This is a genomic window from Candidatus Rokuibacteriota bacterium, from assembly GCA_016188005.1.
Classification (GTDB): domain Bacteria; phylum Methylomirabilota; class Methylomirabilia; order Rokubacteriales; family CSP1-6; genus UBA12499.
Window position 1 is genome coordinate 22,002 of record JACPIQ010000116.1, and the last position, 26,653, is coordinate 48,654.

General features: G+C 68.7%; 24 protein-coding genes. 13 read left to right on the top strand and 11 right to left on the bottom strand.

Annotation, left to right across the window (positions count from 1 at the left end):
- Positions 1–226: 226 nt before the first annotated feature.
- Entirely contained in the window at positions 227–820 is a 594-nt protein-coding gene (locus HYV93_22455; protein MBI2528732.1) for a hypothetical protein, read from the top strand.
- Positions 821–844: 24 nt separating this feature from the next.
- Here the strand turns inward: HYV93_22455 and HYV93_22460 are convergent, their stop codons facing one another.
- Together HYV93_22460 and HYV93_22465 are read right to left on the bottom strand one after the other, a co-directional pair.
- Positions 845–3,229, bottom strand: a complete 2,385-nt coding sequence (locus tag HYV93_22460) for a tetratricopeptide repeat protein (GenBank protein ID MBI2528733.1) — start codon at positions 3,227–3,229, stop codon at positions 845–847.
- Positions 3,230–3,266: 37 nt separating this feature from the next.
- Positions 3,267–3,983, bottom strand: coding sequence for a glycosyltransferase family 2 protein (locus HYV93_22465; GenBank protein MBI2528734.1), 717 nt, complete (start codon positions 3,981–3,983; stop codon positions 3,267–3,269).
- Positions 3,984–4,800: 817 nt separating this feature from the next.
- On the opposite strand from HYV93_22465, the gene HYV93_22470 reads away from it, so the two are divergent.
- From HYV93_22470 to HYV93_22490, 5 genes are all read left to right on the top strand, one after another.
- Complete coding sequence (locus tag HYV93_22470) at positions 4,801–6,006, top strand: oligosaccharide flippase family protein (protein ID MBI2528735.1); 1,206 nt, start codon at positions 4,801–4,803, stop codon at positions 6,004–6,006.
- Between the two features lie 180 nt (positions 6,007–6,186).
- Positions 6,187–6,921 carry a methyltransferase domain-containing protein gene (locus HYV93_22475; protein ID MBI2528736.1) on the top strand — a complete coding sequence of 245 codons (735 nt, stop codon included), beginning with the start codon at positions 6,187–6,189 and terminating at the stop codon, positions 6,919–6,921.
- Complete coding sequence (locus HYV93_22480; protein ID MBI2528737.1) at positions 6,918–8,114, top strand: glycosyltransferase; 1,197 nt, start codon at positions 6,918–6,920, stop codon at positions 8,112–8,114. Before HYV93_22475 ends, HYV93_22480 begins: the two co-directional genes overlap by 4 nt.
- 341 nt (positions 8,115–8,455) lie before the next feature.
- A complete protein-coding gene (locus HYV93_22485) occupies positions 8,456–8,611 on the top strand; it encodes a hypothetical protein (GenBank protein MBI2528738.1) in 156 nt (51 codons plus the stop codon).
- Between the two features lies 1 nt (position 8,612).
- A complete protein-coding gene (locus HYV93_22490) occupies positions 8,613–9,632 on the top strand; it encodes a glycosyltransferase family 2 protein (GenBank protein ID MBI2528739.1) in 1,020 nt (339 codons plus the stop codon).
- Here the strand turns inward: HYV93_22490 and HYV93_22495 are convergent.
- The 9 genes from HYV93_22495 to HYV93_22535 all read right to left on the bottom strand — a co-directional run bounded on the left by HYV93_22495 (position 9,623) and on the right by HYV93_22535 (position 20,790).
- Positions 9,623–10,120, bottom strand: coding sequence for an oligosaccharide flippase family protein (locus HYV93_22495; GenBank protein ID MBI2528740.1), 498 nt, complete (start codon positions 10,118–10,120; stop codon positions 9,623–9,625). The genes HYV93_22490 and HYV93_22495 overlap by 10 nt on opposite strands.
- Before the next feature lie 138 nt (positions 10,121–10,258).
- Positions 10,259–12,283 (bottom strand): hypothetical protein, encoded by a 2,025-nt coding sequence (locus HYV93_22500; protein ID MBI2528741.1) that lies wholly within the window; start codon positions 12,281–12,283, stop codon positions 10,259–10,261.
- Complete coding sequence (locus HYV93_22505) at positions 12,280–13,305, bottom strand: SMP-30/gluconolactonase/LRE family protein (protein MBI2528742.1); 1,026 nt, start codon at positions 13,303–13,305, stop codon at positions 12,280–12,282. The genes HYV93_22500 and HYV93_22505 overlap by 4 nt, the downstream gene beginning before the upstream one ends.
- The gene (locus tag HYV93_22510) at positions 13,296–15,065 is read right to left on the bottom strand and encodes a hypothetical protein (GenBank protein MBI2528743.1); all 1,770 of its coding nucleotides are present in this window, start codon (positions 15,063–15,065) and stop codon (positions 13,296–13,298) included. Before HYV93_22510 ends, HYV93_22505 begins: the two co-directional genes overlap by 10 nt.
- Before the next feature lie 379 nt (positions 15,066–15,444).
- Complete coding sequence (locus tag HYV93_22515) at positions 15,445–16,224, bottom strand: cytochrome c3 family protein (protein MBI2528744.1); 780 nt, start codon at positions 16,222–16,224, stop codon at positions 15,445–15,447.
- Between the two features lie 44 nt (positions 16,225–16,268).
- A complete protein-coding gene (locus tag HYV93_22520; protein MBI2528745.1) occupies positions 16,269–17,333 on the bottom strand; it encodes an SMP-30/gluconolactonase/LRE family protein in 1,065 nt (354 codons plus the stop codon).
- A 160-nt stretch (positions 17,334–17,493) separates the two neighbouring features.
- On the bottom strand, positions 17,494–18,885 hold the full coding sequence (locus HYV93_22525; GenBank protein MBI2528746.1) for a sigma-54-dependent Fis family transcriptional regulator: 1,392 nt from the start codon (positions 18,883–18,885) through the stop codon (positions 17,494–17,496).
- On the bottom strand, positions 18,860–20,125 hold the full coding sequence (locus HYV93_22530; GenBank protein ID MBI2528747.1) for a hypothetical protein: 1,266 nt from the start codon (positions 20,123–20,125) through the stop codon (positions 18,860–18,862). The genes HYV93_22525 and HYV93_22530 overlap by 26 nt, the downstream gene beginning before the upstream one ends.
- Positions 20,122–20,790: a tetratricopeptide repeat protein gene (locus tag HYV93_22535; GenBank protein MBI2528748.1), complete on the bottom strand. Its 669-nt coding sequence runs from the start codon at positions 20,788–20,790 to the stop codon at positions 20,122–20,124. Before HYV93_22535 ends, HYV93_22530 begins: the two co-directional genes overlap by 4 nt.
- 623 nt (positions 20,791–21,413) lie before the next feature.
- On the opposite strand from HYV93_22535, the gene HYV93_22540 reads away from it, so the two are divergent.
- The 7 genes from HYV93_22540 (at position 21,414) to HYV93_22570 (ending at position 26,564) form a co-directional block, all read left to right on the top strand.
- Positions 21,414–22,364, top strand: coding sequence for a hypothetical protein (locus tag HYV93_22540; GenBank protein MBI2528749.1), 951 nt, complete (start codon positions 21,414–21,416; stop codon positions 22,362–22,364).
- Positions 22,301–22,999, top strand: a complete 699-nt coding sequence (locus tag HYV93_22545) for an ABC transporter permease (protein MBI2528750.1) — start codon at positions 22,301–22,303, stop codon at positions 22,997–22,999. The genes HYV93_22540 and HYV93_22545 overlap by 64 nt, the downstream gene beginning before the upstream one ends.
- A complete protein-coding gene (locus tag HYV93_22550) occupies positions 22,996–23,832 on the top strand; it encodes an ABC transporter permease (protein MBI2528751.1) in 837 nt (278 codons plus the stop codon). The genes HYV93_22545 and HYV93_22550 overlap by 4 nt, the downstream gene beginning before the upstream one ends.
- Positions 23,833–24,028: 196 nt before the next feature.
- Positions 24,029–24,514 carry a sigma-70 family RNA polymerase sigma factor gene (locus HYV93_22555; GenBank protein MBI2528752.1) on the top strand — a complete coding sequence of 162 codons (486 nt, stop codon included), beginning with the start codon at positions 24,029–24,031 and terminating at the stop codon, positions 24,512–24,514.
- Complete coding sequence (locus HYV93_22560; GenBank protein ID MBI2528753.1) at positions 24,511–25,038, top strand: hypothetical protein; 528 nt, start codon at positions 24,511–24,513, stop codon at positions 25,036–25,038. Before HYV93_22555 ends, HYV93_22560 begins: the two co-directional genes overlap by 4 nt.
- Before the next feature lie 34 nt (positions 25,039–25,072).
- Entirely contained in the window at positions 25,073–25,588 is a 516-nt protein-coding gene (locus tag HYV93_22565; GenBank protein ID MBI2528754.1) for a periplasmic heavy metal sensor, read from the top strand.
- Positions 25,589–26,042: 454 nt separating this feature from the next.
- The gene (locus tag HYV93_22570) at positions 26,043–26,564 is read left to right on the top strand and encodes a glycine zipper family protein (protein ID MBI2528755.1); all 522 of its coding nucleotides are present in this window, start codon (positions 26,043–26,045) and stop codon (positions 26,562–26,564) included.
- Positions 26,565–26,653: the final 89 nt, after the last annotated feature.

The following is a 26,653-nucleotide window of genomic DNA, read 5'->3' on the forward strand; positions in this document are numbered from 1 at the left end:
GGGATCACCAGCAACGGCTATGCCGATCCCCGGGCCCCAGGTGGCTTGATCTTCGGGCACTTACCCGGCTGGCAGCCGGCGGTAAACTCACTGTGAGGGGGAAGCTTCCCCAATAGTGGGTGAAAACACCCAGTCGGTGCTCTCACGCGTCATCCCGAAAGCGTCCCACCCCCCGAGGGAGCCGGGCTTGGCCGTTCGGCATCCCGCTTGCTACTCTCCTCGGGACATGAGGCCTCTCATCACCGCGGTACTGGCTGTAGCCCTCGTCCTCCCGCACCCCGCGTCAGCGGTATGGTCGGGCCTGAACGAACAGCAGGTTCAGGAGGCGCTCTCCCTCGCCACGGCCGCGTACGAGCGCTGGCGCAAGGAGGGAGGGGCCATCGACGACGTGGACCGCGAGTACCTGGTCAGTCTGGGGCCCGACACCGGCAGCGCGATCCTCTTCACCGAGTTCTCGACTCTGACGCTGGAGCATCGTCGGTGGCTCGCCATCGGACGGAAGATCGAACCCAAGGAGATCGAGCTGATTGCGGAGCGGTTCCGGAACCAGTTCAAGTTCTCCGTGACCCTCGTGGGCGAGAGCCGGGACTTCCTGCGCCAGTACCAGGTGCGGCTCCTCCAGTCCGGGGTGAGCAGGGAGCCGCTCAAGGCGGAGGTGTTCCGCGGGGTGCGTCAGGGAACGTCGAATCGCTGGGTCGCCCTCGGCGAGTACACCTTCTCGGTCGAGAAGCTGGACCTCGCCGGCGCCTTGAGTCTGGTGTGCCAGACCGCGGGGGGCAAGGAAATCCGCTTCGAGTTCGATCTCTCCCGGCTGCGATAGCCCGCCGGGAGGATCGCCTTTCTCTCAGGACCGCGGCGCCCCGTCCAGCGCCTGCCGGGCTCTCCTGGCCCAGTAGCCTCGCGGATCCAACCGCAGGTACTCGGCGAAGTGGGCCCGCGCCCGGGCCGCCTGGCCCCGCCGCTCGTGGATCAGCGCGAGACCGTAGTGGGCGTTGGCGAAGGCCGGGTCCGCCTCGAGGGCACGCTGCTGCTGGACCATGGCCTCGTCGAGCCGCCCGAGGTCGAAGTACACGTAGCCCAGGTTGCTGAGCGCGGCCGGACTCCGCGGGCTCAGCTGAAGGGACAGGCCGAAGGCCGCGATCGCCTCGTGGTGCCGGCCTTCCCGGTAAAGCTGAACGCCACGGCGGAAATGCTCCTCGGCCTTGACCCGGGTGAGTACCCGCGGAAAGGCCGCCTCGAGGCGCTCCGCACGCTCGGCGCGCCCGGTGCGGCGATAGGCAGCGAGGAGGACCGGGTACGCCTCCAGCAGACTTGGGCTTCGTTCGAGCGCCCGCTCCAGGCTGTGAATCGCCCGCCGGTCGTCGCCGGCCTTGGCAGCGAGAATGCCGATGTTGTAGAGCACATCGGCCGTCTCGTCGAGGGCGGCGGCCTTCGTGTAGTACTCGAGCGCACGGGCTGGCTGGGCCAGACGAGCATGGGCGAAGGCCAGCCCCTGGTAGACGTTGGCGAGGTGGCTCCAGGGGCCCGGGAAGTCGCGCACCCGGCCCAGGACCTGGATGGCCTCGGCATGGCGGCCGCCGTCGTTGTAGAGGAAGCCCAGCAGCGCCAGTCCCATGGAGGAGCCGGTGTCGGCGACGTTGCGCTTCAGCTCGGCCTCGATCGCCGCCGGCGGCACGCCTGCCCGGAGCTGGCGCCGCAGGTGCAGGGCACCGTTGACCGGCCTGACATGTCGGTACTCGTCCCGCTGGGCCACAGCGGCCAGCGGCCCCGCGCGGTGCACGTAGACCAGGACCAGATCATCCCAGTAGACGAGTGCCCAGGGAGCCGAGTTCCATCCCAGGTCCATGTCGGGAACATCGCTCCCCAGCCCGGAGGGCAAGACCGGATAGTCCACGAGGGCGATCTCGAACCCATAGGTTGACCGCAGCTTCTCGAGCCGCACCGGATTCTCCCGGACGACCATGGCCTCATCCAGCAGCCCGGCTGGCACGTGACCCCGGCCGTCCGTGAAGGGCGCAAGCCTCGGGAAGTCGCGCCAGGCGATGTAGCCGCCCCAGTGGAAGACGTTGAAGACTCGTCCGGAGGCGCCGACGCGCTCGAGGTAGCGGAGGGCGCCGTCGGGAATCATCACGGCGTTGATCCCGAAGCCGGGCTCCTTCAGAGAATCTCCCAGGGGCCCCGTCCGCGTCGCCCAGAGCCCGAGCACCGCCAGCCCGAGGCCCGCGGCTGCGACCGCCGCCGGGAGCGTGAGGCGACGGGCCCAGGCCTCCCCCAGACGCCCGATCAGCGCGCGAAGGTGGCGGGCCAGCACCGGCGCGCTCACCACCGCGAAGAGGAACATGAAGCGCCTGGCCGAGAAGGCGAGGTAGGCGAAGGGAAGGACCAGGAGCAGGGACACGATGGACAGACGCTTGACGGTCAGGGCGAAGGCCAGCCCCAGGAGTGCCGCGATCACGAAGGGCGCGTTCTGCTGGCCGAAGCGCGGCGGCTGGAGCTCGCTGATCTCGTGGAGGAACCAGGGGGCTCCGGCGAGCCGGAACGGTGCCAGCAGCGGGTCGACTCCGTAGGGGTTCAGGAGAGAAACCAGGATGACAGCGGTGAAGACCGCGGCCACGACCCGGAGCTGACGGGGGGACGGCGTGCCCGGCAGCGCGAGGCCCCACCGGGCGCGCGCAACCGACTGCAGCGCCCCGCCGGCCAGGACGGCCACGAACGGCACGACGCCCACCACGATGCTCGGGTGCATGTTCACCCAGATGACCTGGAGCGCCGGCAGCGCGTACAGGTAGCGGCGTCCCTCGTAGAGATAGGCATCGAGCGCATAGACCGTGAAGGCCAGGAACACCATCAGTACGAGGTCCGGGCGCTCGACGAAACGGTGTCGGACGACGAGGAGCATCGGGACCAGGACCACGCACGCGAGAGCCACGGCCAGGAGCTCGCGCCCGGGCGGATCGCGGGGGCAGAGGCAGCCCTTCAGCAGGATCCAGAAGGCCAGCGTGGCGACGGCCGCCTTGAGGAGGATCACCCCCGCGAGCCCGCCGGCGGCCTGGACGAGGTAGAGCAGGAGCCCGAAGAGCCACTCCGGGTTGTAGTACGGCAACGCGGCGCCTGGATAGCTGAAGGGCTCGGTGGCCGGGAAGCCCCGCTCCTGGACGATGGCCCGTCCCAGGGCCAGGTGCGTCCAGGCGTCGGTATCCTCGATCTTCACGACCCCGAGGACGAGCACGCACGCCAGCAGCAGTCCGGTCAGGAGTCGCTCGATGTCAGGCCTCCGTGCGGTCGAATCCCTCGCGCCTCAGCGAGGTGAGCGAGACCGACAGCAGCATCTTGAAGGCGTAATAGACGGGCCGCAGGCCCGAGTGCATCGAGCGGCCGCCTCGCCTGCCGTACATGCGTACGGGAACCTCCTGGATCCGGAAGCGGGAGCGCTGGAGCATGAGCAGCACGTCGGCGTCCGGATAGTCCGACGGGTAGCGGTCCGCCGCCAGGAAGCGCACCACGTCACCGGAGAGCGCCTGGAACCCGGAGGTGACGTCAGTGAGCCGGGTGCCACCCAGCAGGAAGGCGAGCCGGGAGAAGAGCTGCATCCCGATGCGCCGGATGAGATCGGGACGATAGTCATCCTTGCCGAGGAACCGGGAGCCCAGGGCCACGTCCGCCCCTCCGCCGGCGATGGCCTCCACGAGGGCGGGGATATCGGCCGGCTCGTGCTGGCCGTCGCCGTCGAGCTGCACCACGCAGTCGTGACCGTGGCGGAGGGCGTACTTGTACCCTGTCTGGAGCGCCACTCCGTAGCCCATGTTGAAGGGGAGCCGCACGACACGCGCCCCGGCCGCTCGGGCGATCGACGCAGTCCCATCCGTCGAGCCGTCGTCCACCACGACGACCGGAACCCCGGGAACCGCGGTCCGGATGGCGCCCACCACCCGCGCGATGGACGCGGCTTCGTTCAAGGCGGGGATGAGGACGATGGGGTTCATGACCATCCCTCGCTCATTCCGTGGGGCCTTTCACCCACTTCCTCCATGGTGGAACCATTATCGAGCCATTCTAGTGCATTCGGGGTGCCACCCCCCTCGGGGGGCCGGGGCCATCCCGGGAACGCCCGGGTGGGAGACGGCCGCCACAGAGAAGGCTGCGGGGAAGCCGCCGCGCAGCAGCGGGGTCGCGGCGACGTGGGAGGGAAGAGCCTCCCGGCGCCCCCGTGTCGTCGCCCGAGGGTCGCTGGCGCTGGCATCGGGAATGCTGCTCTCTACGAAACGGCGGCGGACCTGGGCGGAGGAGCGGGCGGCACACTGCCGCCGGCTGCATGAGCGAGGGGGGTGGCGGAGGCCAACCGTCGCGAGGGACGAGAGCTTGCAGGAATGACGGAGACGCTCCGCGGAATCGTGGCTCCTGCACGATGCCGCAGCCAACGGCCTCGAACTCGCGGCTCCGTAAGGGACATCGCCACGGGTGGCGACTCAGCATGTTCCGCCCGGGGGGACCCACTGCCCCCGCCGGGCACATTATCTACGTATCTCTGTATCTCTGAGACGGCACACGAGAGAATGAGCACGACATGAGAGCCGCGAAGGCCCCACTCGAGCGCCGGACGCCGACCAGTCAGAAGGGCCATGAGCGCCGCCGCGGAGCAGCCCGGCGTGCCACGATCCGCCCGTCCTCGCTCGGTCTCCCCTGCAGGCAGCGGCGTCTTCTTTCGCCTCCGCTGAGCTTGACGATCGGCCCTGCATGAGCTGGACAGCCGACGCGCAGCGGTTCGTCCAGTCGTACGACACCGCGGCGGGACGGCAGGCCTTGCGCAACCTGGCGGGGTTGGGGTCATTCACCGCGATCTCCCAGGCGTGCGCATTCGGCGTCCTCCTGCTTCTCACGAACGGTCTCGGCCCGGAGGGCTTCGGGACGTATGTGTTCGGGACAAGCGTGCTGGCGTACCTGGTGGTCGTCGGCGGGGTCGGGCTGGGCAACGTCGTCGTCCGCGACCTGAACCTGCTACCTGAGGACGCAGACAGGACGACGACGGCGTTCGTCGTTATCACCGTGGCCGGCGCCGCGATCGCTGGAGCAGCGGCGGCGGTCGTGGCAGCGCTCGCGCCCGTGTCCACCGCCGAAAGACATGTGCTGCTCATCGTTGCGATCGCGGCCGTACCGATGTGCCTGAACTTGAATCCCCTGTACGACTCCCACCATCGCCAGGCCTTGTCGGCGGCGTTGAGCATCCCTGGTGATGTGTTGATGCTGGGTGGGGTCGCGGGCCTCCATTACGCGGGGCTTCTCACGGCGCCGGGCGCCGCGCTGTTGCTGCTCGGAAAGCACGCGATCACGATGATCGCCCAGGCGGCTATCTACCACCGGAAGGTTCGACCGTTCCGCTGGGCATGGGATCCGAGATGGGCGCGCTCCCTGCTCCGTTCGGGCCGATTCATGTTGACTGCCGGCCTGGTCTACATGGTTCCCTTGCAGGGCGGAGTGATCCTGGCGAGGCTACTCCGCGGAGAGCGGGACGCTGGTCTGTACGGGGTTGCGTTCCAGATCGCCTCGGCGTACCTGATCGCCGGAACGCTGGTAACCCGGATCGTTCAGCCCCACATCGCCGGACCGTATGGGCTGGATCGCCTCTTCGTGCGGAAGCTGATTCTGAGCATGGGGGGAACCCTCATCATGCTGTGGCTCGCGGGTGGGGGGGTCGCCTGGCTGCTGATCGATCGCCTCCTGGACCCCGCATACGCTCCGGCGTTCGGCCCGATGCTCGTGCTGCTCACGACCGCCACGGTCGCCATCGCGACGTGGGCCGTCAACCTGTATCTCTTGCGGTTGCACCGCGAGCGGACGTTGCAGGCGGTGTACGTAGGTGCCGCGGCGGTGTATGTCGCCCTTGCCCTCCTGTCCGCGGGCAGCCCGCTGGCTCTCTTCGCAGCGGCCTCCCTGGCGGTGTTCACGATGGTGGCTGCCGTCGTGGTCCCGGCGGCTCGTCGCGCGGCCCACATGCCGGGAGGTTGTTGAACAGTGTGGCGCGATCCTCGTCCCGTCACGAGCCCCTTGCGGAGATCGGCGGGCGCTCCGCACGCTCACATCGCGACCTGCCGGGTGGAGCCGATTACCCCGGCGCCCTGCGGGAATGCGGGCATAGACACACAGGGATGAACGTGACTGACGCCCTGCGTTCTGGGGAAGGGGCAGACGATGAGCCGGCTGCGACAGCGTCTCACTGAACAGTACGCCAGGCACTACCTCCGGCTCAACACGGCCTCCGAAGGGCCTCGGTTGCCGCGGCCTCAGTACCGCTTCTTTGACCGCACTTTCGCTCATGTAGTCAGAGCGCTGCCTCCGGCCAGCCGGGTGCTGGACCTCGGGTGTGGCACCGGGCAACTCCTCCAGTGGCTGGCGCACCAGTCGAATCTCGTGCCGATCGGCGTAGACACCTCGAGCGCGCAGGTGAGCATCGCGCGAGCGAAACTGGCCGGCATCGAGATCCATGCAGCCGACGGCCTCGGTTTCCTCCGGGAGCGTGCGGGGGCCTTTCACGCGATCTTCTGTGTCGATGTGCTCGAGCACATCCCGGGAGACGATGTCCTCCTCGAGTTGATCGAATTCGCCGTCGAGGCGCTCAAACCCGGCGGTGCTTTCGTGTGCCGGACACCCAATGCGGCAAATCTCTTTGCCTGCTACTCGCGCTACATGGATCTGACACACGAGCGCTGCTTCACCAGCAGCTCGATCATCCAGTTGCTCGAATCGGCCGGCCTGGAGCGATGTCGCGTCTTTCCCACGCGCCCGGGTACATTTCGAGGGCAGCTCGCGCTTTCCATCGAGCGCATCCTGCACCGAGTCCTGTTCGCCCTCACGGGGAGAAGTGGTGAAACCGGCTTCTCGATGAACCTCAACGCCCTCGGATACAAGAAGAGCGACGACCGGTGACGCGCGCCGAGCGCCCGCTCAGAATTCTCCACGTCGTCTACCACATGAACCCGGGTGGAATAGAGACGTGGCTCCTGCACGTCCTTCGACATGTCGCCCGCGATCGATTCCGCATGGACTTCCTCGTGCACACGCCTGAGAAGAGCTGGTACGAGGACGAGATCCGCGCCCTCGGGGGGGGCGTGCTCCGCTGCGTGCGTCCGATCAAGCTCCCGCGGCACCTGTTGCAGTTCAGTCGGGTCTTGCGGGATTCCGGCCCCTACGACGTGGTGCACAGTCACGTCGGCTACACGGGCTACATCCTTCGACTGGCGCGCTACGCGGCCGTTCCGGTTCGCATAGCGCACTCGCACAGCGGTGCCGCGTACCTCCGACCGAGCCGCGCTCCACTCACGAATCTCTTCCTGAGGCTCACCAGCGCCTGGGTGCTGCGGGATGCTACGCTGGGCCTCGCGGCGAGTGACATCTCCGCGCGCGCCCTGTTCGGGGAGGACTGGCGGAAGGACCCCCGCTGGCGTGTCTTCTATTGCGGGGTGGATCTGGCACCCTTCGAATCGGCTTTCTCGCGCGCTGAAGTCCGCGGTGAGTTCGGCCTTGACCCCGACGCCTTCGTGATCGGCCACGTGGGGCGATTCTATCCGGTGAAAAATCACCGCTTTCTCATCGACGTCGTGGCGGAGGCCGCGAAGCGCGAGCCTTCGACGCGCCTCCTCCTCGTGGGTGACGGGCCACTTCGACCAGACATCGAGAGACGGATCGCCGCAGCCGGGCTCCACGGACGCGTAGTCCTCGCGGGACTGCGTGGTGACGTCCCCCGCTTGATGCTGGGGGCCATGGACGCCTTTGTTCTCCCCTCGCTGTATGAGGGGCTGGCGCTTGCCCTTGTCGAGGCGCAAGCGGCCGGCCTTCCGTGTATCGCCGCGGAGTCGATACCACCAGAGGCCGACGTTTGTGCGCCGCTGGTCATGCGATTGCCGTTGCAGGCATCCGCCTCCCGATGGGCCGAGGTCATCCTTGCCACGCGCCAGGGCAGCAGGCCGCGGCCGCGTCAGGCACTGGAGGCGGTCCGCCGCAGCCCTTTCAATATCCGCGAGGGCGTCGAAGAACTCCAGAGACTGTACACGGGCGCAGTGCGCTCGGCGGCTTCCTCAAGCGAAACACCCAGGACTTATTCTGACAATCGTGGCACCTGACCTCGGTGTCGACCACGCCAATGGGGAGGGAGGGGAGAAAGGGGGGCCGAGGCGATGACGACAGCGCAGAAGATCATCGAGACGAAGGCGGGGGTGCTGGAGCTGGGTCGGGGAGCTGTGCAACGTGGCCCGCGCGTGCCGGATCATGGGCTGTAGCCGGCGCAGCTTTTCCGGTTTCAGAGCGCCTGCTCGGGAGGGACGCCGGACCGAACTTCTGGCAGTACGTCGACCAGCACTGCGTCGGGATGTCGATCGCTCTCGGCTGGGCGCGGCGGCACGCCGAGGCCTTCCGTCGGTTGCGCACCGCAACGGTCGCCCGGGGCTGGAATCGCGATACGCACATGACGGCATTCAAACTGGCCTACACGTGGCTCGCCCTGCGGCTGCGTTGGGGTACCTTCGGGGCCCCGGCGGACCGAGTTGGGGCATGCCTCGACTGCCTCGACGCCATCCGGACCCTGTGTGACCGCGCCGTGGCGCGCTCCTGGACGGGCTGAGATGCCTCCCGTCGCCAGCATCGTCGTCTGCGTGTACAACCGGGCCAGACAGGTCTCCGCCTGCCTCGACAGCCTGCTCGCGCTGACCGGGTCGACTGTCGAAGTGGTCCTGGTAGACGATGGGTCAACAGACGAGACGCCGAGGGTGCTCGACGCCTATAGGGAGGCCCACCCCGACCGACTGATCGTGATCGAGAGGAATCCTCAGAATCTCGGCGTGGCGAGTGCGAGGAACTCAGGCATCCGCGTTGCCGCTGGTGAGTTCGTCGCCTTCACGGACTCGGATTGCACCGTCGACCCGGGCTGGTTGACAGCACTCCTCCAGGGGCTCACGGGCCCCATGGTCGCGGCTGTCAGCGGCACCGTTGTCGATCACCCGCCGAGGACCGCGGCGGAGCGAGCCTACGTGGGCACATGTCGCATTAGCCAAACCCCGTGGCAGCGGCGCGCGCTGGTCGGCAACAACATGGTGTTTCGCCGCAAGGTTCTCTGCCAGTACCTTTTCGACCAGAGCCTTCGCTACGGGTGCGACGAGGATGATCTCGCGTGGAGATTGCAGTCCGACGGGTATGAGATCCGCTTCGCTCCCGGTGCCATCGTTCACCACAACCACCCCATGACGCTCCGTCAATACTGGCGCACTGCGATCCGGCAAGGACAAGGGTCAGCCCGGTTCTGGTACAAGCGGGGGGCGTACATCGGCCGCGACATCCTTCCAATCACGCTCGCCGCCCTCACCCTCCCGCTCGGGTTGCTCGCGACCCGGCTGCTTCTCGTCCCCGCCATCTTCGGTCTCCTCCAGCTCATGGCGCTCGTCTACAACCAGTTCGCCCTCAAAGGCAAGAACGTCGCCACGGCCATCGGCGTGCTGCCGGTTGAGGTAGTGTACTGTGCCTGCAAGACCCTGAGCGTCTACCGGACTCTGGCCCGCATCCTCAGCGGGTCCGAGCCCGAGATCCGCGAGTCCAAGCAGCGCTGGTGGGCCGCCCACCAGAATCCGCGCCCGCCGCTTCAGCCCTGACTCACTTCCGGAAGAGACGCCCAATGATGTATGTCGAAGAGCGGCTGCGCGTTCATCGACGCCGGGACGCTCCCCATCACCACGAGGGCCAGGAGCCAGCGTTCCCCGTCGGACATCGGGAGCAGCCTGACGATCGCGAGGCTGCTCGCGCAGACGAGTAGCGAGCTTGCCGCGGTCAGGATGAGGAAGGAGGTGGCGATGGCATCTATGTCGTCCGGGCGTTGTACGCCCTCACGAATGACGACGGCTGTGCACCCGAGGCTGCCGAAGAGGGTCAGGTAGGTCTGCGTCGTCAGGGCGAAGATCAGCGTCCCGAACGCCTCCACCCCGAGTGCTCGCGTCAGGACCAGGAGGACTCCGAGCGTGCTCAGCTGCCAGAGGGCCGTCCAGCCAGTGAGACCGAGCAGGTTCCCAAGGGCTCGTCGCCCAGCCTCGGTGAGGTATGAGCCAACGAGCGTGCGCCCCCCCGCCAGGAACCGGCTGGGCAAGTGCCACGCTCCGGGTCGGGTTCGCCCGGACTGCCGGTTGCCTCCTTCGCTCAACACTCTCCCTGGAGCCGTGCGCAAGGTCTCCCGCGAGGTCCCACGACCGCGTCGCGGAAGCGGACGGCGGCGCCGCCTGGCGCCCTACTGGATGTCGCCCGAGGAGGGCGGCGTGTAGCGATGCTTGTCGTCGCCATCCATGGTGGTGCCACCGGTGCCGCCGCTCGGTTGGTGGCACACCAGGTAGCACCGTCGCTGCCGGGTCGCAGTGTTGAAGCACCACTCGGGCTTGGTGCGGCTGCCCAGGCGCAGGATATTCGGATGGAAGTTGATGAGCCGGGTCGTGGAGAGCGCGACCATGTTCGGGTTCGTGGTGAGGGTCCCGGCCCCGCAGTTGGTGCTGGTCACCCGGTATTGAGTGTTCGACGCCTCCACGTTGGAGTGGATGTTGTAGTGGCAGCTCTTGCAGAGCGGCCGCGACTTGTCCACGCGGTCGATCAGGTGCACCCAGTGGAGGTTGTCCTTGCCGCCGGCCTCATCGTAGAAATTCGTCCGCGCCCCGTCCCCGGTCCGGCGCGCGGTCAAGCGCGTCACGTCGTGACAATGGAAGCAGAGGTCGAAGTTGGCCGAGGACCAGGAGCTCGGGCCCGGGAGCACGTTCCGGACCCGCGCCCGGAGCAGGTTGAAGCGGTCGGAGCCGTGCGGTCCCTTGGGCTGGGCCTCGTTCGCCGGGTACTGCGACACCACCCCCGTGAACGAGGGGCCGGAGAAGAAATTGTTGTTGTGGCAGTCCGTGCACCGGATCACCGAGGAGGTCGAGAGCCCGTTGGGCGAGAGCTGGGCGTTGAGATTCGACGAGGTGTTCTTGCCCGCGCCGGCGACAGGATGGTAGGAGCTGTTGGCCGTCTGGAACTCCGTGCGCTTGTTGCCCGTCGGGATCGAGCCTGAGGGGTCGCCGGACACGCTGGTGCCGATGACGGTCGAGTAGGTGTCCCCGTGGCACCTGAAGCAGATCTCGTACTCGTTGATGTTGCGGTCCAGGGTGACATCCTGGACGGCGGCGCCGGACAGGTCGATCGCCCGCATCCCCTCGTACACGCCTCCGGTCCCCGCCGTGCCCCGCGCCCTCACGCGGTGCGGGTTGTGGCAGTCCGTACACTCGACGTGCTTGCTGGTGTTGAGCACCGCCTCGGCCGTGGGCGTCGACGTCGTGAACACGGGCTCGTGCCCCAGGTAATCGGCGATCGGATGGCGCCTGGCCTTGGCGAACTGCGTCTTGATGTCGAAGGTGATGCCGCCCTGCGCGGTGGGCGCGTGGCACCGGTAGCAGGTTTCCTCGATCGCTGGCGCCCCGCCGGAGGTCGCGCCCTCGCGGAGCAGTCGCGGCGCGCCGGGCTTGGTGTGGGGCGTGTGGCAGGCGCTGCACGACAGCTCCGCGACGGATGTCCCCGAGCCAGCGGGGAAGAACTTCGTGGTGGCGGACTCGTGGCTGGAGCTGGACCAGCCTGGCTTGACGTGACAGGTCAGGCACAGGTTGTCGGTGCGGCCCGTGAGCGGCTTCTTGAGGAACTTGGGGTTCAGGACCAGGTGGGGATCGTGACAGGTCGTGCACTGGACCGAGTCGCGGACCCCGATGGTGACGCCCTCGTACAGGCGGATGGGGCCCGTGAGCGCGCTCGGGGCCACCAGCTCGCCATCCGCCGTGGTGAGGGACTGATTGAAGATGAACGATACAGGGTGGTCGTTGGTGAGATTCGTCCCGATCAGGGTGCTCCCCGCTGGGAGAACGCCTCCGGGACCCGTCCCTTGCATGTTGATGGTCGCGGACTGGGCACCGAGGTTGTTCACGCTACCGATGGCGATGGTGCCGTCGTGGCACGACAGACACAGGCGCGAGTAGCCGTTGGGCTGGGCGACGGTGGCCTGCAGGGAGCCGCTGGCGTAGGGGGTGTAGGTGGCCCCCGACAGCGAGCGGTTCCAGAGGGGGGCCACGGGGTTGGCGTTGTGCGGGGTGTGGCAGAAGACGCAGATCTGCGTCTCGCTCAGGGCCCGGACGGGGCCCGGCCCGCTCACCGACAGGTTGTGCTTCGAGGACACCATCCCCTGGCCGCTCGCCTGGGCGCAGGACATGGCCACCAGCGCCAGAGCCAGCCCGAGCGACCGGATCACGGCAGACCTCTCACGTACTGGAACATCTGGACCCGGTTGTTGTAGCTGTCCGCCACGTAGATCCGGTCCTGCCCGTCGATGTGCAACCCGGTGGGCAGCCAGAAGTTGCCAGGAGCATGCCCCGTGGCTCCGATCCCGAGCAAGAACCGCCCCGTCACGTCGAAGATCTGCAGTACATCGTGGATTCCCTCGACCACGTAGACGTGCCCCTCCGAGTCCAGTGCAAGGCCCTTGGGTTGGGCGAAGTCACCGCTTCCGTCGCCGTGGCGACCGAAGTGCCCGCGGGGCTGGCCGTCGGCAGAGAAGATCTTGACCTGGAAGTTCATCGTGTCCGCGACGTAGATGACTCCGGCTCGGTCCACCGAGATGTTGGTGGGATAGTTGAACCCTGCGGCGCCCGCTCCCCGCTGGCCGATGGTCCCGAGCCGCTTCCCCGCAGGGTCGAAGACGGCCACCTGATGAGCCAGGGTGTCGACCACGTAGACGCGGTCCCCCCTGGGGGACACTGCCAGGCCTGTGGGTCGCAGCAGGTCCTGGCCGAACTCGCGCAGCAGCTTCCCGCTCCGGTCGAAGGCGCCCACCCGTCGCATCTGGGAGTCCGAGATGTACACGCTGCCGTCGGGGGCCACGGCAATCCCGATGGGCGTCTCGAAAGGCTGCTTGCCCATCTGCTTGATGGCGCTGTACTTCTGGGCCTGGACGTCGAAGATGTGGATCACCCGCGCGGCAGAATCGGCGACGTACACCCGGCCAGCCCGGTCCGCCGCGACGCCATAGGGCCGCTGCAGGCGAATCTCCTCTCGCCCCGCAAGGACCTCCCACAGCCGCCCGAGCCACGACTTCGGCGCCTCGATGTCCTCCGGCCGCGAGAGGCTACCGACATACCGGACCCGTGCGGGCTCCGGCGGCGGCGGCCAGACCAGAACCGGCACCGCCGCGGGGGGCGGGGGCGTGGGGCCGCAGGCCGCGGCGGCCAAGAGGATCGAGAGCACGAGGCCCGCCCGGCGCGATCTCATGGCCACGCGAAGCTGTAGCTCAGCGGGCGGGTGATCCTGAGGAAGACGCGGCTGCGCTCGGTGTCCGTGTCGGGGCGGGTCAGCACGGATTGCTCGAAGTCAAGGGTGATGCTCCAGATACGGAAGCGATAGGACACAGATCCGCGCACGCCGTGGCGGACTTCGTCGACGACCGGCTCGCGCTCGAGAAAGCCTTCCACTTGCCCCTGCAGCGTCCCGAGCCTCACCGTGGCCTGGCCCCGGATGGCGTCGGAGTCGAAGTCGCCGGACTTGTCCTCCAGCTGGACCTGACGGACGCCCCGACGGCCGGAGAGCGACAGCGTGAGCCAGTACAGCGGGGCGGCGTCGATCCCACCCTCCCCGGCATAGCTCGTCTCCTCCGTCGGCACCCTCCCCCCTCCGCTCGTGGCGCGGTGCGTGTACTCCGAGGCCGCCCGCAGCGTCAACGGCGGCGCCACGGTGACGACGGCCTCCAGGCGGGCCCGCTGCCCGTCCTGCGTGCCGTCACCCTCCTGGCGGTCCAGCCCGACCGTCCCCTCGAGCGTCGTCCTCGGGATGACGAGGCTGGTCACACCGAGACTGCCCGACTGCGAGACGAACGGCTCGGCGGACCCGCCTCGCTCGAAGAGGTTCACGTAGTAGTCAGCGGTCAGGGTGTGGCGCGGGAAGAACGTGCTTCCAGCTCCCAGGTGACCGCGGTGGCTGATGGTGGCGGCCTGCTCGCCCCCGGTGATCTGTGTCCCGTAGTCGGCGGCCGTGCGTAGATGCGGCAGCGGGGTGGCGCTCACCCCGCTGAAGAGGCCGCCGAACCAGTCGATCCCCTCAGTCCCCACGAGCCCGCCATTGGCGCCACCCGTGACGGTGAGGTTGGGGGTGATCCGCTTCGTCAACGTTCCGTCGGCGGCGACGGACTGCGTCGTGCTTCCCGCGCGTTCATCGACCGTGTAGCGCATCGTCGCGCCGCCGTCGAGCGTCGGGGACAGCGGGCCCGCCAGGCCGAGGGCGCCGGACGCCTGCTGCTCCAGCTCGGACCGCCGGTACGTGAGGCTGGGAGTGAGGAATCCCTGTGCGCCGATGCGCACCCGGTCCTGGTACTGGAGGGAGTGAGTGAGGTCCTGCTCCGGCAGGCCCTCCGCGCCTGTCCCCTGGCGGTTCCGCTCCACGCTCTCCAGACGGTAGCTCACCGTTGGGGTGGCGCGCTCGAAGCTCTTCCGGAGATCCAGCGAGGCACTCATGCGCGTCTCGTCAAGGACCAGGCCGGGGCCGATGGTCTCCACCGTCTCCCGCCTGAAGGCCACCGAGCTCTCCGGCAACAGCGCGCTGCCCCGGTAGTTCCAGCCCACCCCCTGCCGTTCGGTGGTGACGGTGGTGAACAGGGAGATCCCGCTCTGGCTGAACGTGCTCTCTGCCACCGAGCGCGAGGCCTCGATGTCGAACGAGTGCGGCGACTGCGGAAAGAAGTTGAGCCTGATCTGGTATGGATCGAGAAGGACGGACTCGCTGCTCGCACCCGACCCCTCCGTGGACTGGTCGGCATACGTCCCGGCCGCGGAGAACACGAGGAAGCGCGGGCTCCAGACGAACCCGTCCAGGGTCGGGCTGTAGAGGCTCCCCCAGCTGAGAGTCTGCGCCGTGCTGTCTCCGGTTCGCAGCCGATCCAGACCCCCGGTCGTCTCGATCCGGCCGGAGAGCCTGACCTGCACCTGTGCGCGGGCGATATCCACCGGCCCGAGGGCCGCTCCCATGAGTGCCACGGCCACGGCCACCGCGCGCCATCCCACAAGTAAGGGCCCTCTTCCCAGGGTCCGGAATCCTGACCGGGCACAGGAGGTCTCCCAGTGTCTGAACGGAATCGTCGGGCGATCTTCCGTTGCCCTCTTGGCGGCCCAGAGTAGCACGGAGGTGAGACGGGCCCCACATCTTGTGTTGCCGGCCCCGGGTCGGCTCGCCGGGCGCTCCCAGGCGGCCACAAGGCGGGTCCCGCTGCCGTACGATCAGGCCCGATCCGGCCGCGCATTGGCCCCGGCGGGACGGCGATGGGCCGGACTCACGCAGGATGGCCGTGTCATGTCGACGGTGGATAGCACGAGGCCGGCGGGGCCATGGACCCCGCCGGCCGGCTGCTGCGAGGGCCTACCCTCGCTGCTACCCGTCCTTCTTGTGGCAGGTCAGGCAGAGAGCGCTGCCGGTATTGTCCACACGGAGGAAGGTCTGGGTGTTGGCCCGGTGCGGATCGTGGCAGGAGGCGCACTGCACCTTCCCGCTGTAGAGCCTGACGCCGCCGGTGCCGATGAGCTCGCCCGTGACCGTCTTGAAGCCGACGGTATAAGCCGGGGCCCCGTTCCCGTCTGTGGCGCTCGGGCTCCTGGCATCGATATACGTCATCGAGACGGGATGGTCGTTCGACAGATCGGTGCCGATCAACGTGATGCCGACCGGCATCTTCTTGTTAGTCGTGCCCTGGAAGGTCCAGTTGCTCGTGCCGTCCGCGCTCGGGGTCTCCGTGAAACCGCCGGACCCTGGCAGGTTCCGGAGAGCGTCGAAGGCGATGGTGCCGTCGTGGCAGGACAGGCACGCCAGCGACACGCCCGAGGGCTGGGTCGGCTGGGCGTCCAGCGTCGCGCTGTTGTACAGCGTGTATCCCCCGGAGGTGTTGATGGCCCGGTTCCACAGCGGAGCGGCCACGGTGGTATCCGCGCCGTGTGGCGTGTGACAGAAGACGCACACCTCGCCCGTCCCCGACGTGACGTGGATGGCGCCGGTGCCCGATGTCGAGAGGTTGTGCTTGGTCTGGAGGATGCTCGTCAGCCCGGTGTCCTGGGCCCACGCCCCTCCCGCCGCGATCAACCCCAGCGCCACCGCCCCCGCCAGGACGATGACTGCCTGCCGCATGACCGCTCTCATGGTGTGTCCCTCCCCGTTCATGCCTCGGTTCACCGCTTCACTCCTGGCCTCCATGGCCAGATTCCCTAGCGCGTCGCCTCGCGGCTACGTCCTGCAGGTGCTGCCGATTCACCCACCGGCTCGAAGACCTGGACCCTGCGGTTGTACTGATCGACCACGTAGATGCGGTCGCGTTCGTCGATGTGGATTCCCGCCGGCAGCCAGAATTCGCCGAACTTGCTGCCGAGGCCGCCGACGAAGAGGAGCAGCTGCCCCTCCTGGTTGAAGATCTGGAAGTTGTTGAACGCGGCGTCGGTGACGTAGACGTTCCCGCCGCTGTCCACCGCCACCCCCTTCGGCCTGGCGAACTGCCCGAAGTTCGCGCCGACCTCGCCGTACTTCCGGAGGAATTCTCCCTTCGGGGAGAACACCTGGACCCGGAAGTTCATCGTGTCGGTCACGTACAGGGCTCCGCCCTTCATGTGCAGATGCGTGGGGAAATTGAACTTGCCGGGCTCGGTGCCCCGTTCGCCGAACTCGAAGAGGAAGCGGCCGCTCTGCGTGTCGTACACGCGCACCTTGTGGCGGCCCGCGTCGGCGACGTACAGGCGCCCGGCGGTGCGGTCGATCGCCAGCCCCGCGGGCGAGTAGAACTCCCCCTGGGCGCCGATGGCCAAGGCGACCTTGCCGCTCTCGTCGTAGGCGAAGACCCGGTCCTGGCTCGTGTCGGAGACGAAGACGTACCCGCGGGCGTCCACCGCCACCCCGGACGGAGTCTTGAGCTGGCCCTGGCCGTCGGTGCCGAGGTACCGCACCTGCTGCTTCTCCTTGTCGAAGACCCAGACCCGCCCGCCGCCGGTGTCGGTGACGTACACGCGTCCCTTGTCGTCCGACGTCACCGCGTACGGCTTCCCCATCCCCTCACCCTGGTTCCCGCCGGGCCCGGCCACGACGTCTTTGAGCCAGTTCGTGGACGGAGGCTTGAACTGGTCGGAACGGTAGAGGGTCTCGACGTACCGGATGCGGGGCTGCTCGGGCGGCAGCGGCCAGACGAGCTCGACGGGCTTGGGTGGAACCGCCGTGGCACAGCCCGCTGCGGCGATTGCCAGCACCAGGATCCCTGCCCCTCGGCTCACTGCGTCCGGCCCCATTGCGAACCTCATGGGGAGGCAGGACTGCAAGGAGTGTTCCCGGGGTGGGGTTGTCGCAGGAGCCTTAGGTTTTCCGGGGGTTGAGGGCTGGGGAAATTCCCTCTGGGCGAGAACCCCCGTCCGGGCTGGGGGGCTTCCCCCGGTCGCTGCGCGGAAATCCTCAGCTGTCGCTGATGTCGGCGCGGGTCGCGAGGTCGAACTTCTTGACCCGGTAGCGCAGCTCGTCCCGCGTCAGCCCGAGGAGTCTGGCCGCATGGGTCTGGTTGCCGTGTGTCAGCTCCAGGGCCTGCCGGACGAACTCGCGCTCCACATCCTCGAGCACGACTCCCGTCGAAGGGATCTGGAAGCGCGGCTGCTCGCGGGGGGGGTCCGCCGGGCGCGCGGCAATCTCCGGCGGCAGATCTCCGGGGGTGAGCTCCCCCGACTCCACGAGAATCATGGCGCGCTCGATCACGTTGCGGAGCTCGCGCACGTTGCCGGGCCAGTCGTAGTGCACGAGCAGCCGTTCGGCCGGGGAGCCGAGCCGCGGCACCCGCTTCTTGAACTCACGGCCGAAGTGCTCGAGGAAGTGCCGCGCCAGGAGCGGGATATCCTCCCGGCGCTCCCGGAGCGGGGGAATCGTGATCGTGACGACCTGGAGGCGGTAGTAGAGGTCCTTGCGGAACGCCCCCTCGTCCACCGCGGCGCGCAGGTCCTTGTTCGTCGCCGCCACCACGCGGATGTCCACGCTGATGTCCTTGGTCCCGCCGACACGGCGGAAGCGGCGCTCCTCCAGCACGCGGAGCAGCTTGGCCTGGAGCGCGGGCGTCATGTCTCCGATCTCGTCGAAGAAGATCGTCCCGCTGTGCGCCAGCTCCAGCAGCCCCTTCTTCTGCACCTTGGCGTCGGTGAAGGCACCCCGCTCGTGCCCGAACAGCTCGGACTCGAGCAGTGTCTCCGGCATGGCGGTGCACGTGATCTCCATGAACGCCTCGTCGGCGCGGGCGCTCTCGTAGTGGACGGCCTTCGCCAGGACATCCTTCCCGGTGCCGCTCTCCCCCTGGATCAGCACGGTGGTCGCCCCGCTGGCGCTGACCTTGCGCGCCAGCGACACCACGTCCTGGATGGCGCGGCTCGTGCCGACCAGGCGGTCGAAGTGAAAGGGGTACAGATGCTTCTCGCGGAGGAACTCCACCTTCTGCCTGAGCTGCCGGGTCTCGAGGGCATTCCTGAGGGTCACGCCCAGGTTCTCGAAGTCGATGGGCTTGGCGATGTAGTCGTAGGCACCGAGCCGCATGGCCTCCACGGCGGTGCCGACGTCGGCGTAGGCGGTCATGATGATCACCTGAATGTCGGGATGGCTCTCCTTGACCTGGCGGAGGATCTGGATGCCGTCGGTGTCGGGCAGCTTGAGGTCCAGCAGGAGCAGGTCGGGAACCTCGTCCCGGACGGCCGCGACTGCGCGCGCGCCGTCCTCCGCCGTCTCGACGTCGTAGCCGTGCTTCTCGAGCGTCTGCTCGAGGGACCAGCGGATCAGGCGCTCGTCGTCAACGACCAGCACTCTGGATGGCATGGGTGTCACTCCTCGCCCCGTTGACCGGAGGCGTTGCGGGCAGCGCGATCGTGAACGTTGTGCCGTGCCCCAGCGAGCTCTCGACCGTGATGCGGCCGCCGTGCTGCTCGATCACCCGGGCGGCAATGGCCAGCCCGAGCCCCGTCCCCTGGGCCTTGGTCGTGAAGAACGGTTGGAAGATGCGGGTGAGGTGCTCGCTCGCGATGCCCCCTCCCGTGTCGCTGATCCGGACCTCCACCGAGCGCGCCCGGGCCGGCGGCACGCGGGTCTCCAGCGTCAGCCGGCCCCCCTGGGGCATCGCCTGCCGCGCGTTGACGAGGATGTTGAGGAAGGCCTGGTGGAGGAGGCTCGGATCGACGTAGACGGCCGGGAGCGAGCCGTCCAGTCGGCGAACGATCTGGATGTCCCCGCGTGGAAGGAACTGCAGACTCTGCTCCAGCAGTCCGTTGATCTCCACCGCGATCCGCTCCGGCGTCACTGGACGGGCGTGCTGGAGAAGCTCCGTCAACGTCCTGTTCATGCGGGAGATCTGGGCCTGGACATCAGCCAGCAGGGCGGCCCGCTCGTCCCCGGGCGCCAGCCGGCTGCCGAGGACGTGGAGCGCGCCCGAGATGCCCGCCAGCGGGTTCCGGAGCTCATGCGCGAGCCCCGCCGCCAGCTCGCCCACCGTCGCCAGCCGGTCCGACCGGAGCAGCTGCTCCTGCTGGCGTTCAAGGGCGTGCTGGCGCCGCCGGGCCTGCTCGGCCACCACGCCCATGCACAGGCCGACGAGGCCGAAGAACGCCACCCGCAGCGCGAACCCCGGCTGCGGCGGGGGCCAATCGCCCGCGAGGGCGTAGAGACCTGTCGCGGCAGCGGCAGTTGCCAGCCCCGTGAGCAGGCCGAAGTAGAAGGCGTGGAGCGCGATGAGGAGCGTGAAGGCGAGGTGCAGGTCGCTCGAGAACCCGCCGGTGATCCGCACCAGGAAGAAGACCACGGCCAAGTCGAAGACGAGCGCGACCTTGTACAGGAGCGCGATGCGCCCTGGACGTATCGCATTCAGGACATAGATGCCGACGCTGAACGCCAGGAACATCCCCAGGATCGGAAGCCGGGGCGCTCGTGTCCAGTCCGGCGCCAGGGCCCACCACAGGGTGCCCGCCGCCAGCGTCGCCGCGCGGAGCCCAAGGAACCAGAGGTCGAGCGGCTCGAGCCCCACGCGGCGGCCCCAGCGCGCGAGCTGCGCTCCGACGTCCTTCATCCGCGCCGCCCGCCTGCGGCAATCTGGCGCCGGGCTTCGGCCAGCATGGCCCGCGCTCGGTCCGCGTCCGGGCCACTCGGCACGAGGGCCAGGAAGGCCCCGAGGGCCTCCTGGGCGGCGGCATAGTCCTTCTTCCCCGTGAAGAGGAGGTTTGCGCGGTCCCAGTGGGCGTGAGCGTACTTCGGATCGAGGCGGATCGCCTCCTCGATGCGGGCGAGCGCCTCGTCCAGGTGCTTGCCCTGGTAGAGGATGAGGCCCATGTGCGTCATGGCCTCGACGTTCCGCGGCTCACGGGCGAGGACCCGCTTGTACGCCCAGATGGCCGCGGGGATCTGGCCCTCGTCCAGCCCCAGATGGGCGAAGGCCAGCAGCTTCTTGCTCGGCGCGTCCTCGCGTTCGACCTCCTTGCGCAGCATCTCGAGCTCCGCGCTGATGGCAGGGGCAATGGCCGCCCCGCTCACCGCTGCGGCCGGTCGGGGTGCGGCCGCGCCCTGGTTCGACGTCGAGCGCCCGAGGACCAGGCCCATGGTCACGCCCAGGACCACGAGCAGCCCTGCGCCGAGGGTGAGCGCCAGCGGGCTGCGCAGTCGCCCTGCCAGAGTTTGAGGCTTCGAGGCCGCCGCGGTCGATTCCCGCCGCGCCTCGAGGTCGCCCGGCGCCGTCATCAGGCCCCCCCCATGCCGATAGGGTCCCCATGATACTCGGAGTCATGCCTTAGCCGCTGCTTTCCTGGGTGGATATGCCAGACCGATGCCAGCGCCCTCCGGCAGAGAAGATCCTACATGAATCAAGCTGTTAGGAGCCATCGCGGACCGAACGACACCGGACTGGGACTAAAGACCGCGGTGAGGCTGACCCACCTGTGGGGAAAATTCCCCATGGCTCCGAGATGGGTCCGCCGGCCGGAGCTCACTGTGGGTGCCTCCCACCTGACGTGGCGCGGTGCTCCTCGGGGTGGGCGTGCCAGGGGGCGATCGTGACACCCCTCAGCCCCCGGCTTCGGGGCGTCAGCATCGTGCGCCGAGCATCCCGGGAACGATCCACGCGAGCGAGATGCCATCACCTCTGCCGTGCGCCCTCTCCTTGCCGATGGCCATGTTGCGAAGCATCGGGCGCGAGCACGAGGCGGCCAGTTGACCACACTCTGGTGGGCCTGCCCCACCGACGGGGAAATTTCCCCGCTTCATGGAGCCCGCTGTCGGTTGTCCCCGCGTCGAATGGGGTCTATGATGCCGGGGTTCCCCGCAGATCCCCCGGCAACTGGACCCTTCAGCTCGAGGAGGCGGTCATGGGCAGGATGAAGAAGGCACTGTGGCTCAGCGTCGGGATGCTCACCGCCCTGCTGCTCGGGCAGGCCCAGGTGGCGCATGCGCAGAAGAAGACGCTCGTGGTGGCGCTCAACCAGGACCCCGACATCCTCGACCCGACGCTCTCGCGCACCTACGTGGGCCGCATCATCTACGCCCACATGTGCGAGAAGCTGTACGAGATCGACGCGGGCCTCAGGATCGTCCCCCAGCTCGCCGCCGACTTGCCGCAGTTCAGCGACGCCGGCAAGACGGTCACCATCAAGCTCCGCCCGGGCGTGAAGTTCAACGACGGCACCGCGATGAACGCCGAGGCCGTGAGGTTCTCCCTCGACCGCCACCGCGCGATGAAGGGCTCCAACCGGCGCAGCGAGCTGGACTCGGTGACCGCCGTGGAGGTCGTCGATCCCCTGACCGTGCGCCTGCGTCTCAAGGCGCCGTTCTCCCCCATCGTGGCGACGCTGGCCGATCGCGCGGGCATGCCCGTCTCGCCGGCCCAGGCCAACAAGCTCGGCGACAAGTTCGGCACCGCGCCCGTGTGCGTCGGACCCTGGAGCTTCGTCGAGCGCGTGCCCCAGGACCGGATCGTGCTCGAGAAGTCCGCCCACCACTTCGACCCCGGCCAGGCCCGCTTCGACCGCCTCGTCTTCCGCGTCATCCCGGACCACAACGTGCGGCTGGCCAACCTGCGCTCGGGCGACATCGATCTCATGCACCTGGTGAGCCCCACCGACGCCGCCAGCCTGCGGAAGGAAGGGCGCTTCGACCTGCCGAGCGTCACCGGCCTCGGCTACCAGGGGATCACCCTCAACTATCACCTGAACTACATCGTGGCCCACGCCAAGAACCTCAAGGGCTACAAGAGGGCGTGGTCCGGACGGTGGCGGCGAAGCTGCCCATCACCATCGAGCTCGCCGGCCTCTCCCTCCTGATCGCGCTCGCGATCGCCATCCCCGCCGGCGTCTTCTCGGCGGTGCGGCGCAACACGATCTGGGATCTCCTGGCCAACGGCGTCTCCCTCTGCGGGCTCTCCGTGCCGTCCTTCTGGCTCGGCATCATGCTCATCCTGCTGTTCTCGGTGCGGCTGCGGCTCCTGCCCGCCTCCGGGTTCGTGCCGCTGTTCCAGGATCCCCTGGCCAACCTCGAGCGCATGATCATGCCGGCCTTCGTGCTGGGCGCGGGGCTGGCCGCCGTCCTCATGCGCCAGACCAGGAACAGCATGATCGAGGTGATGAGCGCGGACTATATCCGCACCGCCTACAGCAAGGGCCTGGCGGGCCGCGCCGTCGTGTTCCGCCACGCCATCCGTAACGGCCTCATCCCGGTGGTCACGATCCTCGGGCTGCAGACCGGGGCCCTCATGGGCGGGGCGGTGGTGACGGAGCAGATCTTCGTCGTGCCCGGCTTCGGGCGGCTGATCGTGGAGGCCGTGTTCACGCGCGACTACCCGATGGTCCAGGGCGTCGTGCTCATCACGGCGTCCGCCTACGTCCTGATCAACCTCCTCGTGGACGTGGCCTACTCGCTCCTGAACCCCCGCATCCGCATCAGGGGCGGCGAGACATGAGCCGGCTCCAGCGGGGCTGGCTGCGCGCCCGCCGACGGCCCGTGGCGGTGGTGGGAGCCGTCGTGGTGCTCCTGTTCACGGCACTGGCGCTCGGGGCCCCATGGATCGCGCCGAGCGACCCGCTCCGCACCGACTGGAGCCAGATCCGAAAAGCCGCGACCTGGGCGCACCCCTTCGGCACCGACGACCTCGGACGCGACACCTTCTCGCGCGTCATCTGGGGCACGCGCATCTCGATGCAGGCGGGGGTCTTTTCCATCCTCCTCGCCATCGCCATCGGGGTGCCGGTGGGCCTCGTGGCCGGCTACTACCGCGGCGCCTTCGACCAGCTGATCATGCGACTCACGGACGCGTGGCTGTCCTTCCCGTTCCTGATCCTGGCCATCGGACTCGTCACCATCCTCGGTCCCTCGCTCACCAACGCCACCGTGGCCATCGGGCTCGGCGCCACGCCCACCTATATCCGGCTCACTCGCGGCCTGGTGCTCGGCACGCAGGCGGAGGACTATGTCCAGGGGGCGCGGGCGCTGGGCGCCGGCGACGGGCGCGTCATGGCGCGGCACATCCTGCCCAATATCGCGAGCGCCCTCCTCGTGCAGGCCACCGTGTCGATCCCCGGCGCCATCATCGCCGAGGCCATCCTGTCCTTCCTCGGCCTGGGCGTGCAGCCACCCAGCCCGAGCTGGGGGACGATGCTCAGCGCCGCCCAGCAGTTCCTCGAGGCCGCGCCGTGGATGGCCTGGTGGCCGGGGCTCGCCATCTTCTCGCTCACGCTGTCGTTCAATCTGGCCGGCGACGGGCTGCGCGATCTCCTCGACCCCAAGGACTACTGATGCTCACACGCTGACCGCTGGGTCCGCTGTTCCGCAGCCTGCTGATCCCTGGTGATTCGAACCCCGTCGCCTCGCCGGCGCCGGGCACATTCCTTCCCCCGTCCGGTCAACCCCTTGGCCCCTTCGTTCGTCCGTATGAGTAAGAGGGCTGGCGGCTCGTCTAACGCGCGTGGACCCATCTTCGGGATACGAGGCGTTGGTCCAGACCCACTCCGGCCGCCTGCAGCGGCTGTGCCAGCTGCTCCTGGCTGATGGTCAGGAGGCGGAGGAGGTCGTGCAAGAGGTGTTCGTGAAAGCATTCGAGGCGGAGAGGCGGCACGGACCCCCGGCGGACTGGGGGCCGTGGCTGACGCGGATCGCCGTCAACACCTGTCGGGACCGTCGCCGGGCCGGCTGGTGGAGGCGGTTCCGGCGCTGGAGCGAGCGGATCGAGGAGATGCCCATCGCCGACGGCGGACCGACACCGGAGGACGCGGCCATCAGTGACGAGACGAGGCGGCGCGTGTGGCTGGCGTTTCGGGCCTTGCCCGACCGGCAGCGCGAGGTGTTCGTGCTGCGCCATCTGCAGGGGTGGTCGGGGCCGGAGATCGCCGCCGCGCTGGAGCTCAGCGTCGGCAGCGTGAAGCGCCATCTCTTCCGGTCCATCCATCGGCTGCGCGAGACGCTCGGGGGAACACCATGACCCGGTGCCTGCCCGACAAGAGCTTGACGCAGGTGCAGGCCGGCCTGGGCAGTGAAGCCGAGCAAGCCCATGTGCAGTCCTGCCCGGGCTGCGCCCAGCGCCTCAACGCCCTCGCGCGGGATCTGGCCGTCATCAGCCGCGTGCTGGCGACTACCGCCGAGCCGGCGACCCGGACCCTGCGAACCGCAAGACGATGGCTGCCCGCTGCCGTCGGCGCCTCGGCCCTCGCGGTGGCCGCCCTGCTATGGATCGAGGTCGCGGTCTGGCGGGCGATGACGTTCGTTCCCCCCACGATGCGGTCCGAGGAGGCTGCGGCCATCCTGACCGAGGTCTCCGCCGCCCTGTTCTCCGTTCGCGGGTATACGACGACCCGGGCGGAGGCCGATGAGCTCGTGCCGAGGCTCGAGAGCGAGGAGGACGCCGAGAGCGACTGCGATGGACCGGACTGGCTGGTGACACCGGGCTGCGGCCCGGCCGCGCTCACCCCCACCGCCACGTCAGAGTGGGGATGGGCAGAGGAATGATCATGACTGACGATACTCCATCGGGAGGAAAGACATGAAGAGGCTGAGCGAGATGAAGACGATGCTTCTTCGGCCAGCGGGCTGGGCCTTCGTCGTGCTGGCGGCGCTTCTCGCGAGCGGCGCCCAGCCGGCGGCCGCCCAGGGCATGGGCCCTGGCATGGGGCACGGCTGGGGGCGCGACAGCGGACTGGCGCTCCCCTTCCTGATCCGCGCGGTGAACCTCACCCCGGAGCAGAACACCAGGGTGCGGGCGATCCTGTCCTCGCATCGCACGGCGACGCGGAGTACGATGGAGCAGCTGAGAAAGGCGCAGGAGGAGCTGGCGGACAAGCTGATCACGCCAGGGCAGGTCCAGGCCGCCGACGTCCAGCCGCAGCTCCAGCAAATCGGGCAGCTCCGGGAGCAGCTCCTCCACGACAGCGCGCAGATCGCCCTTGACGTCCGGGCGATCCTGACGCCGGAGCAGCTGGCCAAGGCGGGTCAGGTGAAAACCCGCATGCAGCAGCTCCGGGTGGAGATGCGCCAGCTCTTCGAGCAGGCTCGCCCCTGAGGGCCCGAGGAGAAGACGCAGGAGGAGAGTCGCCATGAAGACAGTGCTCGGCCGATTGGGCATGGCGTGCTGTATCGCCGTCGCGCTGGTGGCCGCGACCGCGAGCCCCAGCGACGCGTGGGGCCGAGACCGGCACTCCCGGGGGGGGCCGCATTTCTGGGGGGGGGCGCATGTCCGGGGGGGCCCGAGCTTCTGGTGGGGCCCCCGCGTCTACCTCGGCCCCCCGGTGCTATGGGCGCCTTCCCCGTATCCGTATTACAGCCCCCATTATTACAGCCCCCCGGTGGTGGTCGAGTCGCCGCCGGTATATGTCGAGCAGCAGCCGGCGACGCCTGGGTACTGGTACTACTGCCAGAATCCGAATGGCTACTACCCATACGTCGCGCAGTGTCCCGGCGGGTGGACCCCGGTAGCGCCTACACCACCGGCACGGTAGGCGCCGAGGGGGCAAGACATGCCGGCACGCGTGACTGCGATCGGGCTCGTGGTGTTGCTCTTCACCGGGTGCGCGACAGTCCCGACGGGACCGAGCGTGATGGTGCTTCCGGGCACGGGGAAGTCCTTCGAGCAGTTCCAGGCCGATGATGCGGTGTGCCGGTCATGGGCCCTTCAGCAAACCGGAACCGAGCCGGGGACGGCGGCCACGCGGGACACGCTGACCGGCGCTGCCGTGGGCGCGGTGGTCGGCGCCGGGCTCGGCGCCGCCATCGGCGCCGCGGCCGGGCATCCAGGGGCAGGGGCGGCGATCGGCGCCGGCGGAGGCCTCCTGGGCGGAACCGCCATCGGGGCCAGCGCCGGCCAGTCCACGGGGTACAGCGTGCAGCGGCGCTACGACATGGCCTATCAGCAGTGCATGTACGCCAAGGGCAACCAGATCCCCGGCGTCAGGCGGGCCGCTCCACCGGCCTACTTGGCGCCCCTGCCTCCGCCGCCGCCGCCGGGCCCCCCTCCCCCGCCCCCACCGCCTCCATCGTAGTCGGCGGTTGCTGAGGGCGGAGCCTGCGACATGCGCCCCGCGGGGGAGACACCGCCCCTGCGCGGCTCAGGAGGCGTGAGGCTCACGCA